This is a genomic window from Streptomyces sp. TM32 (genome assembly GCF_004122755.1).
Classification (GTDB): Bacteria; Actinomycetota; Actinomycetes; order Streptomycetales; family Streptomycetaceae; genus Streptomyces; species Streptomyces sioyaensis.
In genome coordinates, this window is record NZ_SDIG01000182.1 from 1 (window position 1) to 11986 (window position 11986).

At 68.2% G+C, this 11986-nt stretch carries 7 protein-coding genes and 3 pseudogenes; 5 read left to right on the plus strand and 5 right to left on the minus strand.

Annotated elements, in window-relative coordinates:
- Nucleotides 1–158: 158 nt before the first annotated feature.
- Entirely contained in the window at nucleotides 159–497 is a 339-nt protein-coding gene (locus EST92_RS27470; protein WP_129283447.1) for a GNAT family N-acetyltransferase, read from the plus strand.
- Nucleotides 498–562: 65 nt separating this feature from the next.
- On the opposite strand, the gene EST92_RS27475 is transcribed toward EST92_RS27470, so the two are convergent.
- A complete protein-coding gene (locus EST92_RS27475; protein WP_254069050.1) occupies nucleotides 563–1180 on the minus strand; it encodes a hypothetical protein in 618 nt (205 codons plus the stop codon).
- Between the two features lie 428 nt (nucleotides 1181–1608).
- Here EST92_RS27475 and EST92_RS27480 point away from each other — a divergent pair, with 428 nt between their 5' ends.
- From EST92_RS27480 to EST92_RS27495, 4 genes and pseudogenes are all read left to right on the plus strand, one after another.
- On the plus strand, nucleotides 1609–2394 hold the full coding sequence (locus EST92_RS27480; RefSeq protein ID WP_129283448.1) for a hypothetical protein: 786 nt from the start codon (nucleotides 1609–1611) through the stop codon (nucleotides 2392–2394).
- A 429-nt stretch (nucleotides 2395–2823) separates the two neighbouring features.
- A pseudogene (locus EST92_RS27485) lies at nucleotides 2824–4052 on the plus strand (IS110 family transposase).
- A 97-nt stretch (nucleotides 4053–4149) separates the two neighbouring features.
- The gene (locus tag EST92_RS27490; RefSeq protein ID WP_129283449.1) at nucleotides 4150–5292 is read left to right on the plus strand and encodes a Fic family protein; all 1143 of its coding nucleotides are present in this window, start codon (nucleotides 4150–4152) and stop codon (nucleotides 5290–5292) included.
- 38 nt (nucleotides 5293–5330) lie between these two features.
- Entirely contained in the window at nucleotides 5331–5765 is a 435-nt protein-coding gene (locus EST92_RS27495) for a zeta toxin family protein (protein WP_254069051.1), read from the plus strand.
- A gap of 208 nt (nucleotides 5766–5973) precedes the next feature.
- On the opposite strand, the gene EST92_RS32640 is transcribed toward EST92_RS27495, so the two are convergent.
- The 4 genes and pseudogenes from EST92_RS32640 to EST92_RS27515 all read right to left on the minus strand — a co-directional run.
- Nucleotides 5974–7017 (minus strand): transposase, encoded by a 1044-nt coding sequence (locus EST92_RS32640; protein WP_161981780.1) that lies wholly within the window; start codon nucleotides 7015–7017, stop codon nucleotides 5974–5976.
- A 316-nt stretch (nucleotides 7018–7333) separates the two neighbouring features.
- Nucleotides 7334–9100: a reverse transcriptase/maturase family protein gene (locus EST92_RS27505; RefSeq protein WP_174244153.1), complete on the minus strand. Its 1767-nt coding sequence runs from the start codon at nucleotides 9098–9100 to the stop codon at nucleotides 7334–7336.
- 533 nt (nucleotides 9101–9633) lie between these two features.
- Nucleotides 9634–9900: pseudogene (locus tag EST92_RS32430) on the minus strand (transposase); the annotation flags it as partial.
- Between the two features lie 295 nt (nucleotides 9901–10195).
- Nucleotides 10196–11891 (minus strand): annotated as a pseudogene (locus tag EST92_RS27515) (SNF2-related protein); the annotation flags it as partial.
- Nucleotides 11892–11986: the final 95 nt, after the last annotated feature.

Below are 11986 nucleotides of genomic sequence, written 5' to 3' on the forward strand. Positions count from 1 at the left end.
CATCCTCGACGGCTTCATAGCCGGCACCGGCCTCGCCCTCGACAGCCCAACGCCACCCTGACGAGCCGAAGTCAGTAACCGACCGCGAGTGGAAACGAATCCTGCGCCGGCACCCCTTCCGCGAACAGCTGTGGCTGTACTACCCGGTCAGCCACGCCGTGGACCTGCAGATCCTGCGCGTGTGCGACCGAAACGGCTGGGACGCCGCGCTGCTGTCCTGGAACATCTGCGCACCATGCCGCCGCGGCCACATCGCGAAGATCTCCATTGCCGACCACTGGCAGCGCCAGGGTCTGGGGCGACGGATGGTCCGGCGCGCGATGCACGGCGGCGAGGACTACCACTGGAGTACCACCAGCCAGTCGCCCCAGGCGCAGCAATTCTTCCCCGCCCTTGCCCGTGAGACTGGTGCAGCCTTCACCACCCGGGACCCTGTCTGCGAGCACATCCACGCCGCCGGATACAGCCTTCCGACACCGCATTTCGAGCTCCGGTAACCCCGGAGCTCCACCCCGCCTCAACTACGCCGCCGCCACCTAGCACCAGCAGGACATCCCGGGGTTCAAGCGCTCAGGAAGAGCTGGGGCAGCTGCTCGACCGTTTCCAGGGCCACGGCGTAGTTCTCTCGGGCCTGCTTGATGCGGCGAACGTCCGCGACGAGATCGGCATACAGGTCCTGGACACTGTGCTCGCGCTGATCACACAGCTGCTCCAGGGCCGCTGCGGCGGCCTCCGTCTCCTTCTCGGCAGTCGCGGCGGCCTCGGCAACGAAGTTGTGGGCCTTGGAGTGCGTGGCGAAGCGCGATCCCGGCCACGGGGGCACGCCGACCGGGGAGGCGGCCCGCTCTGCGGCGGCGTGATGTTCCCTCCTGGCGGTGCGCAGCCTCAGCACGGCGACGGAGCACGACAGATAGACCTTGGTGTCCTCGATCGTCGCCGTGATCTGTTCGTCGTGGATCAGGTCGAACAGCCGGCCCTGGAAGAAGTCGGTGGAGCCACGGTGGGTCTCCAACGCGCAGGCGTCCACGAACTCCCTGTCGACGCGCGAGCGCGGCTCGTACGGGCCACCGGCGATCAGGTTGTACGGAGCGTTCCTCGCCTCCTGCCGGAGGAACCACACCGCCAGCTCGCCATCGCACTCGTACAGGACATGCCAGTGCGCCCAGTCCTTCGCGTGCATGGTGTGGCAGCACTTCGGGTCGACCACGCCCCCCCCAGAGCCGGCCTCGAACCGCGCTGTCGTGATCCAACGGGCTTCGGCGAGGAAGCTGACTGTAGATGGCCTTCGACATCCGCTTGCCGCCCACGGACACGACCTTGATGGTCACCGCGGCCTCTTCGAGTACGAGCTCCATGCCTCAAGAACGCGTAGAACGCGACAGCGACGCGGCACCGTGGCCCGGTTCCCGCTTTTGGCTCATCCAGGCGAGCAAGGGCTCCGAACTGGTGGCACGCCCCCAGCGTCACGCTGTGAGGCTGGCAGGCTCACAGGCCGTTTCCCCAGGTACACGAGGTGAACTATGAGGCTGTGAGGGTGTGAGGTGCAGCTCGCGCCCCGTGCTCCCGCACGCCCTGGTGGTGCCCGCCGGCGCGGAGGACGATGGAGTCGTGGGCGAGCACACCGAGGACCAGGAGCACGGCGCAGAACCGGCGCGGGAGCCGCTCACCGCGGCCCGCGCCCGGGAACTGACGGCCGGGCTGCGCGAGGCGATGGACGACGTCCGCCGCTCCGTGGCGGTCCTTGCCGCCCGGGTCCGCGACGCGCACGCCGCCCGCGTCTGGCTCCCCCTGGGACACGGCAGCTGGGAGGCGTACTGCCGGGCCGAGTTCGGCATCAGCCGCGCCCAGGCGTACCGGCTCCTCGACGTCGCCCGCTCCCTCGCCGCGATCCACGACGCAGTCACCGCCGGCCCCCAGCCGTCTCGCACGCGAGACACCGACCCGGGCGCGGCGGCCGCACTCGACTACGGCCTGTCCCAGCGGGCTCTGATCGCCGTCTCCGGCCGTACGGACGTCGTCGCGGAGATCATCACCCGCCGACTCGCCGCGCTCGCCCACAGCGGCCTCAAAGCCCTTCACCCCGCCACGGTGCGCGCCGTGGTCCGCCAGGCCGTCCGCGACGTCCGGGCCGCCCCGCCCCCGGCGCCCGTCGAACCGCCGGCGGACCCGGCCGTCGCTGCGCTGCGCGCCGTCGTCGACGACCTGGCCGCGTGCTCGCACCAGCTCGGGGAGTTGATGCTCGAAGTCGCCCCCGCATACCTCTCCGACACCGAGGCCGCCGACGTCCTGGCGCTCCTGTGCGACGAGATCGGCGAGACGGTCGAGAACGGCCTCGCTGCCCGCCGCTACGCCCTGACCGGAGACCGCCGGGCCCTGGCCGGGACGGTGCTGTAGCGCCGCTGCTCCTGATCCTGGTCGTGCCCGTGTTCTGCTGCACGACGTGTTCCGGGGTGCAGCTGTGAGTGGGTGGTGGGGTGGCAGTGGGTGGGCGTCAGTGGGATCGCGGTGTGGATGTCCTGGTGGTGGGTGTGGGGCGGGGGTGTGGTCGCTGTCATGGGGTGACTAATCAGGCTACGCCTAATGGGGCTCATCGGTCGTAGGTGAGACTCGATGAGTGGCCGCCAGCAGGTGAGCACTATCTTCGCCGGAGCCTTCGAGCTCTGAAGTCAGACCGTGCCCCTGCTGGTCCGGCCGGAAGGCCTGACTGCTGATGGGATGGCGTGCCCGCTGAGTGCGATGAGCGTGAGCACTGGATCCATTAGGGCGCGAGCTGTGTCTTCCGCAGGCCGCATGCACGTGTACGTCGAGAGGTTGGAGAAGCGGGTGCTGTTCATCGGCGATGACTGGGCCGAAGACCACCACGATGTCGAGGTCCAGGACGGGGCCGGGCGCAGGCTCGGCACCGCCTGGCTGATGGAGGGCGTCGAGGGCATCGCGAAACTGCACGCCCTGATCGCGAGGCACGGTGGTGAGGACCTGGAGCCCGAGCAGGTGGTGGTCTGCATCGAGACGGATCGCGGTCCGTGGGTCCAGGCCCTCCTCGCGTCCGGCTACCAGGTATACGCCGTCAACCCGTGCCAGGCCGCCCGCTTCAAGGAGCGTTACAGCACCTCCGGCGCGAAGAGCGACAGGGGCGACGCCCATGCGCTCGCGGACATGGTCCGCATCGACCGCGACCAGCTGCGGCCGATCGCCGGGGACAGCGAGCAGGCCCAGGCCGTCAAAGTCGTGGCCCGCGCCCACCAGACCCTGATCTGGGAGCGCACCCGCACCTACCAGCGGCTGCGGAACACGCTGCGCGAATACTTCCCCGGCGCCCTGAACGCCTACGCGGGTCTGGAGCTGACCAGCACCGACGCCCTGGAACTGCTGGTCAAGGCGCCTACCCCGGAAGCCGGGAAGAAACTTACGAAGACGCAGATCGCTGCTGTCCTGATCCGGCACCGCCGCCGCAATCGCGACCAGAAGGCCGCCACGATCCAAAAGGAGCTGCGCGAGCTCCAGCTCACGGTCTCCGCCCCGGTGGCCGCCGCCTACGCTGCCGCGGCATGCGCACACGCCCGGCTGTTGCTCGCTCTGAACGAGCAGATAAGTGTTCTGGAGACCGAGGTGAAGGCGCATTTTCTGGCGCACCCGGACGCTGAGTCTACCTGTCGATGCCCGGCATCGGCGAGATCGTCGGCGCCCGGGTGCTGGCCGAGTTCGGCGACGACCCCACCCGCTACGCGTCTGCGAGGGCCAGGAAGAACTACGCCGGCACCAGCCCGATCACCCGCTCCTCCGGCAAGGCCCACACCGTCCAGGCCCGCTATGTCCGCAACAACCGCCTCGCTGACGCGCTCCAGCGCCAGGCGTTTTGCGCACTGCAGAACTCGCCCGGAGCCCGCCGCTACTACGACAAGCAGCGCGCCCGCGACCTCGACTACAACCCCGCCCTGCGGCAAGTCGGCAACCGCTTCGTCGGCATCCTCCACGGCTGCCTCAAGACCCGCACCCACTACAACGAAGCCACCGCTTGGGCCCACCACGGCCAGCTACCGGCGGTGGCCTGACTTGACACCCCAAAGCGATGGGATGTCTGACTATCCGAGCTGCCAGGTACAGCCTGACGAATTAGCGAGAATGATAGGGGTGAGGTATCATTTATTCATGCTGTATCAGATGCCTCACCTCACCACCGACGATCGCCGGGTCCTGGAGGAGATCAATTCTCTGCAGGAGCAGCTGCGCCATGCGGTGCAGCAGGTGCCGACGAAGTGGACGCAGGACCTGCGTAAAGCGCTGACGGCCAGCGCGATCGCCGCGTCCAACACCATCGAGGGCTACCAGGTCGACGCCAAGGACGTCGCGGACCTGATGGACGGCGAGCGCGATGCGGTGGATGCCAGCGAGGAGAACAAGGCCGAGACGCTGGCCTACCAGCAGGCCATGACCTACATCCAGTCCCTGCACGACGCCGTCGACTTCAGCTACAGCAAGGAACTGCTCAACGCACTGCACTGGATGCTGCAGGGCCACCACCATCCGCTGCGGCTGGCCGGCCGGTGGCGTCGCACCGCGATCCGCATCACCGCCCCCGGCGATGAGCTGGCCACCGACTACGAAGGCCCTGACGTCGACCTGCTGCCCGACCTGATGGGCGAGCTGGTGGACTGGCTCAACGACGGCGACCTGGACGCCCACGTCCTGGTGCGGGCGGCGATGGCGCACCTGAACTTGGTGAAGATCCACCCGTGGTCGGACGGGAACGGACGGATGTCCCGCTCCCTGCAGACGCTGGTCATCGCCCGCGGCGGGGTGCTGGCGCCGGAGTTCTCCTCCATCGAGGAGTGGCTGGGCATGCCCGGCAACACCTGGGAGTACTACAAGGTGCTGCGCGAGGTCGGCGGCCCGGTCTACTCACCCGAGCGCGACACCGGGCCCTGGATCCGGTTCAACCTGCTCGCCTACCACCAGCAGACCCAGCGGGTACAGCGCCGCGTCGACCGCTCCAACGACTGCTGGATGCAGCTCATGGAAGCCGCCAGCACCTTCGGGGTGACGGAGCGGCAGATCACCGCGCTGCACGAGGTGGCGATGGTCGGGCGAGTGAGGCGCTCTCGGTATGAGAAGGCCGAAGGCATCAACACCCAGCAGGCCACCCGGGACCTGCAGGCCCTGACCAAGGCAGGGCTGCTGACGGCGGTGGGGCAGACCAAGGGCCGCCACTACGTCGCCGGCCCCCGCTTCCCCGAGAACGTCCTGGCCACCGCCCAGCGCACGCACACCATCGCCAACCCCTACGCCCGCTAAGCCCTGGCCCCGAGCCGCCCCCTGTTCTGCCGCCTTTCGTGTCCCGCACCGTGATCTGCTCGGAGGAGTACGTGAGTTCGCCGTTCCAGCCCTCGCCGTCGATACCGGCTCCGGCCGAAGATCCGGCCGACGACTGGTCCCAGTCGCTCCTGACGGCGACGGTGCTCCCCGAAGCCGTGCGCGGCGCGGTGGCACAACAGCACCCTGTGGTGGTGTTCGTCGCGGGGCAGGCCGGCAGCGGCAAGTCCCTCGTCGTCGACATGGTGCATGCGGCGCTTGGCCGGCGGGGCGGGGCGGTGCGGGTGGACCGCGACGCGTACAAGGCCGTTCACCCCCACTACCCCGGGTTCCTGGTCCAGGACGTGCGCACGGCGGGGGTGCGGGTGCGGCCGGAGACCTACCGCTGGACTGCATCCGTTCCAGACGGGTGCAGGCCAGTGCGGCGGCGAGTTCGCCGAGGTTGCCCAGGCTGACGGCCAGCCACTGCCGGGCCTCGATCAGTTCTGTTGCGCAACCGGCTACGGCCGCCTGCCAGACGGCGGCGTGCGCGGGCGGGAAGCCGCCGTCGTGTAGCGGGACAGGATCTCGGCGGATTTGCCCAGCAGCCGCAGGATCGCCACGGGGCCCTGGCCCTGGTCGGCCGCCACTTTGCGGACATGTGCGACCCTGTTGCCCATTCGGCTATGCAGCGAGGGCGAGTTCGAGTCGGGCGAGGTGGCTGGTGTGGCGGCGGTCGAGTGGTCTGTCGTTCCACCAGGCGTTCAGGCGGATCAGGTTGAGGGCGACAGCGCTGTAGACATGTTCGAGGTGAGTCTTGGGCAGTCCGCGGTAGCGGGCCCGGCGGCTGCCGGTGACGGCGAGGGCCTGGTGGACGGTGCCCTCGACGCCGGCGCGCAGGGCGTAGTCGGCCTGCGGGTCCTGGCCGGCTTGCTCGGCGCGGACGGTCCGCAGCGCCTCCGTCAGCGGGCGCGGGTTCAAGGTCAGCTGCCGGTAGCCCTGGCGGCTGGTGGTGCACAGGTCCCGGACCGGGCAGGGTCCACAGACCGTGCGGGTGAACTTGACTACGATCATCGGGCGGCCGTGCTGGGTGCACGGGCTCCAGGCCGAGCTGACCTGGTCGTGGGGACAGGTGACCTGCTGGTACTTCCAGTCCACGGTGAACGCGTCGGCGTGGAAGCCTTGCTCGGCGCGGGCCTGGCGGGACTGGTCGAGCAGGACCGGGGTGATCAGGGCGATGCCGTAGGTCTTGCGGGAGGCCACGATGAGGTCGGCGCTGGGGTAGCCGGAGTCGAGGTAGTGCTCGTCCGGGAGCAGGTCGCGGCGCTGCAACTGCTGGTGGATGCCGTCCAGGGCCTTGGTGTCGGGGACGGTGGAGGCGGTGGTGGCGACGTTCGTGATCAGGTTCGGGGCGGTGCGCTCCTTCTCGGGTGCGTCCGTGCAGGTCTCGCTGACGTGCAGCTTGAATCCGTTCCAGAAGATGTCGCGCTTGGCCGACCAGCGGGTGTCGAGGTCGTAGGGGGAGGCGATGCGTAGATGCCCGGGCGGCAGCCCGGCACCCCGTCCTCCGCCTTCTCGCGTCGGGCGGTGACCAGGCGGCCGTTCCGGTCGGCGGTGCGGGTGTAGTTCTGCAGCAGCCCGTCCGCAGGGTCTGCACAGCGGGAAGTTTCCGCAGCCAGTGCTCCGAGCGCGGGTCGTAGACCGCTTCCAGCAGGGCGAATCCGTCACGGCCGTAGGTGAGCGCGATCTGCTCGCGCTTGGCGGCGGAAGCGGGCATACGCCAAGTGTCGACGCGGGTGTCGTAGCGGCGCGACCAGCCGGGGACGTCCAGCACAGCAGCGACCCGGTGCCCGGCGGCCACCGTCAGTGCCTCCACCGCCGCACGCACCGACTCGCCCGCGAGCTCCAGGCGGTTCAGGTCCCGCACCGCGCTGATCAACACCGGTAGGCCGTTGGCGAGGTTTCCGCTGTGTGCGGCGCCTTTTCCAACGGCCTCCGGTCCGAACCACGCGGGCACCTTTCGATGCACGTAGCTCTCCGGTGACTATCCCGTGGGTGTCGCGGTTGGTTGCCCAGCGTGGATGGCCTGGTGGCAGTCCGCGCAGACCACGAGGGTCTTGCGGCGCCTTTTGGCCATCAGTTGCGCCCACGCGGGCTGTGGTCGCCCCGGCTGGTCGAGGCCGGCGAGCTTGCGGACCTGGTGGGTCTCCACCGGAGCGCGACGCTCGCACCACTCGCACCACCGCGCGGTGAGCCGGGTGACCAGCTCTTTGCGGCGGACGGTGACCGGGGCTGGTTGACGGTCGACGATGACCGCTGTCTTCTGCCGTCGTAGAGGAATGCCACCGAATCTGGCGGTCAGTGGTCTCCTGCCCGGCCGTGACACGCTGGCCTCGAAGCACGTGTATCGCCCGTACGGGGTGTCGACCTTGGCCTTGTACTTGCGGGCCATTTTCGACACTGTCGAGCGGTGCTTGGCGGCCAGTGTCTTGAGCATCGAGGTCAGGGCCACCCAGTGCAGGTAGTCCAGTCTCCCGACGTCGCTGGCGAGCAGGTAGTACTGCGCCAGTCCCCGGAACTCGGCGCCGTAGGTGCTGATGATCATAGGGTCGTCACGGGTCATCAGCTCTGTGCGGTGTTCGGGTTTGCCGTGTTTGAGGTACGGGGCGGCCTTGGCCTTGATCACCGTTCGCGGTACGCGCAGCCGGATGTGGCCGTTGACTTTCGGTCGGCATCGGCTGTGCTGGACGGTGATCTCGTAGCCGAGGAATCTCGCTGCACTGGTACGGGCATGGGTGACCAGTGTCTTGTCCTGACTCAGCTCCAGGTTGAGGTCTTCACGCAGGAACTGGGCCAGGCGTTGCTTGATCTGTTCGGCTTCGGCTTTGGGTCCGGTGAACCCGAGAAGGTGATCGTCGGCGTAGCGGCAGTACCGTAGTCTCCGGTATTGGGGATCGTTTGGGTCCCCGTGGGGATGACCACGTCGTGCTGCGCGCAATTGCCGGACTGCGACTCGGTCTCCGCGCTTACGGGCGCGGTGGATCGCGTCGGTTTTCCTGGTGTACGCCGGGTTGGGTGCGCGGCGTTTTCCTCGGGTATATTCTGGGATGAGAACTGTCTCGACAAATTTGTCCAGCCGGTCCAAGTAGATATTGGAAAGGATGGGGGATGTCACACCGCCTTGCGGAGTTCCGCTGAGTGTGGCGTTCCATTCCCAGTCCTCCAGGTATCCGGCTTGCAGCATCTTTTTGATGAGCCGAAGGAACCGGTTATCATGGATTTTCTCTGAGAGGATCGAGAGCATGACCTCATGGTCAAGACTTCCGAAACAGTCAGAGATGTCCGCTTCGATGAACCAGGTTGTCCCGCCCCATGTCTGCTCAATTTCACTCAAGGCGCTGTGGCAGCCACGATGGGGACGGAAACCGTGTGATCGACGGGAGAACTGCGGCTCGTAGTACGCCTCCAGTAGGAGCCGGACCACTTCACCGACAAGTTTGTCCGTCCAGGACGGCAGGCCGAGGGGTATCAGTTTTCCGTTCGTTTTCGGAATGTAGACGCGCCTCGCGGGCTGGAATCGGTAGCGCTCGTGGCGCATCGCGTCGATGATGCGCTCGATCTTGCCCATGGACATGCCGTCCGCGGTTTCCCCGCAGGCCCCGGGTGTCATCGCCCCGTTGTTGGAGTAGATGCGCCCGTAGGCCACGAGATACAAGTCCGGGTTGAACAGTTGTCGATACAGTTCGTTGCACGGCAGGCCACGCCTCCCGCGTTCACGGATGACCTTCAATACCGTTTCGGCGCTCTGCATTACGCATACCTCGCGGGTTTTGATTGTCCAGTCACCTGGCCCCCTTCGCCCTGCGGACGGACTTCCCGTCCTCCTTGGTCGGGCGTTACTCCGACGACTAATACGAGGCCTCTGTCACCATAGGGCTCGCGCCCCTTAGGTGATCCCACGTTCGTCTCTGTCATACGTCATAGCGCGGTTTAGGTCCCCCATTCATCCCCTTGAACTCCCTCACTGGGAGTCGCTCCACACCCCGGAAGTTGCACCGACCCTCACGTTATATCGGCGCAGGGCATGGCACCGGTTTCAGGCGTCTTTCCGGTGGGAGACTCGTTTGCACCTTCTGGAGATTGGGGTACAGGCAGTCCAGCTTTGACCATGTCGCGCGGGTCCCGTATCGCCTTGCTTCATACGCCTGAACGCAAGCGACACTTTCCTGACATGCTATGGTTCCCTTCACTTTTCAGATCCAGGTAAGTCATTGGACCCAGAAACATTCCTCCGAGTTTCTCCCGGCTGAACCGGGGATATGACAGAGCGCCTCGTGGCGCAGCATGCGTCGAGTCGGTGCGCTGCTTGCCCCCGGCCTTCAGCAGGCCCCGCTCGACGAGGCGGGCCAGCAGCAGGTCCAGCACCTTCTCTTCCAGGCCGTGCTCAACCACCCGGGTACGGAACTGGGAGAGCACGGTGAAGTCGAAGCCGGTGTCCGTCAGTTCCAGCCCGAGCGCGTAGGCCCACGAGAGCCGGTCCCGCACCGCCTCGGCGGCCTGCCGGTCGGTGAGGTTCTCCGCCATCTGGAACACCGTCACCAGCGCCAGACGCCCCGGCGACCACCCGGCCCGGGCCCGTCGCACCGAACGCCTGCGCGAACTCGCTGTCCGCGAACAGCTCCCCGAGCCGGTCGCGCACCGCCACCGGCAACGGCACCTGCCGCCCGTAGTTCTTCGCCCGCACCGCCCGCGCCACCTCGGACGCCGGCTCCGGCCACGGCTGCGGCTCCATCGACACGACTATCCCCACCCCCGCGGCCGGGGAACAGGAAGAAACCGACCGCACGACAACCCTGCCAGCACCACCGGTTCACCGTCAGCCTCACCACGAATGGGCAACAGGGTCGCCCAGCAGTCCTGGGGTGGTCCAGTCCAGCAGTGCCCACAGTTCGGAGAGGTTGTTCTCCACGGGTGTACCGGTGAGCGCGACCTTGGCTCGGGTCGGGAGGGTGCGCAGGGCCTTAGCGGTGGCGGTGAAGGGGTTCTTGATGTGCTGGGCCTCGTCCGCGACCAGCAGCCCCCAGGCGCCCACCTGGGAAAGCTGCTGGGCGTGCAAGCGCATCGTGGTGTAGGTGGTCAGGACGAACTCGCCCGGCACCAACCCTTCCAGGCTGCGGGCCGGGCCGTGGAAGCGGCGCACGGGCGTCCCCGGAGCGAACCGCTCGATCTCGCGGGCCCAGTTGCCCAGCAGCGAGGTCGGGCAGACCACCAGGGTCGGCCCGGCCGTGGCCTGGTCACTGTTGCGGTGCAGGTGCAGAGCGATCAACGTGATGGTCTTGCCCAGACCCATGTCGTCGGCGAGGCAGCCCCCGAGTCCGAGTGAGGTCATCTGCTGCAGCCAGGCCAGACCCCGCAGCTGGTAGTCCCGCAGGGTCGCCTTCAGCGCGGCCGGCTGCGCCAGCGGCGCCCTGCGCGCTGTGGCCTCGGGGTTCGTGAGGCGTTCTTTCAGTTCGGCCAGCCAGCCGCCAGCTGTGACCTCCACCTGCTCCCCGTCGACGTCCGTGCTGCCGCTCAGGACCGCGCCCAGCGCCTGGACGGCGGTGAGCTGGCGATCCTTGCGGTCCCTGGCCCGGGCCAGCACGTCCGGGTCGATCAGCACCCACTGGTCACGCAGCCGCACCACGGGCCGCTGTGCCTCGGCCAGCCGGTCCAGCTCGGTGTCGTCCAGTTCGCGGCCGCCGACGGTGAGCTGCCAGCGGAAGGTGAGCAGTGTGTCGGTACCCAGCACGGACGGCAGGTCGCAGCCGGCCTTCTCGGCCGGTTCGACCACGGCGCGGGCGAGCAGTTCGCGAGCCAGTTCCTTCGGCCAGTGCAACGCGATCCCCGCCGCGGCCAGAGGGGCGGCGGCCTCCCGCAGCAGCTCGGACACCTCGGTGTCCGAGAGTTCCAGCTCGGCGGGAGCCACGGCGGTGAGCAACCGGCCCAGCGGCGGCCAGGCCCGCGCGGCCCGGCGCAGCGTCAGCAACGTGTCGATCTTCGTCCGCGGACCGAAAACGCCTCCGGCGGCCGACCGGCCCGACCAGATGTCCGCGGCGTCCGCCACCACGGTGGCCTCACCGAGGCTGTGCAGCTGGACGACGGCCCGGAAAGGACTGCCCCCGTCTTCGTCCTCCGCGGCATCGGGCCAGGCGCCCGGATCGTCGATGCCGTCCCGGTCGCGGGTGGGCAGGCCGGGGAGCTCCAGCCGCAGGGAGACCCGCACCCCCGCATCCAGCCCCGCGGCGACCTCCGCCGCCCAGCTGCGCTGGTGGACAACCTGCTGCGGCCCCTGAGCTGCCCAGGGCGCCGCGCCTGCGGCCACCGGCGCGGCGGGCGTACGGGGCAGCATCGGCCACCGCATCCAGGAAGGATCGCAACAGCTGCTCCGCCTCGGGCAGGCGCACCGGCGCCGGCCCGGCCAGCGGCACCGCCCGGGCCTCGGGCGGCATCGCAGCAGCCAACTCCCTCACCCGCGCCACATCCTGCTGGTCATACGGCCCGATACGCCAGGCATCGAAACCTGCGGGGCTGACACCGGGCAAGAGCCTGCCACGAGCGACTAATACTGCAATCACAGTTATGGGGTGTGTCCGCGTTGTGTGTAGTGGCTGTGGCGGGCGCGTGTCTGGCTGAGTCTTCGCCAGTGTGACCAGTGCAG

What these genes read in the sequence shown, in the direction of transcription:
- EST92_RS27475 (WP_254069050.1), bottom strand. Translation starts at nt 1,180, where the DNA reads ATGCACGCGAAGGACTGGGCGCACTGGCATGTCCTGTACGAGTGCGAT.
- EST92_RS27490 (WP_129283449.1), top strand. Translation starts at nt 4,150, where the DNA reads ATGCTGTATCAGATGCCTCACCTCACCACCGACGATCGCCGGGTCCTG.
- EST92_RS27505 (WP_174244153.1), bottom strand. Translation starts at nt 9,100, where the DNA reads ATGCAGAGCGCCGAAACGGTATTGAAGGTCATCCGTGAACGCGGGAGG.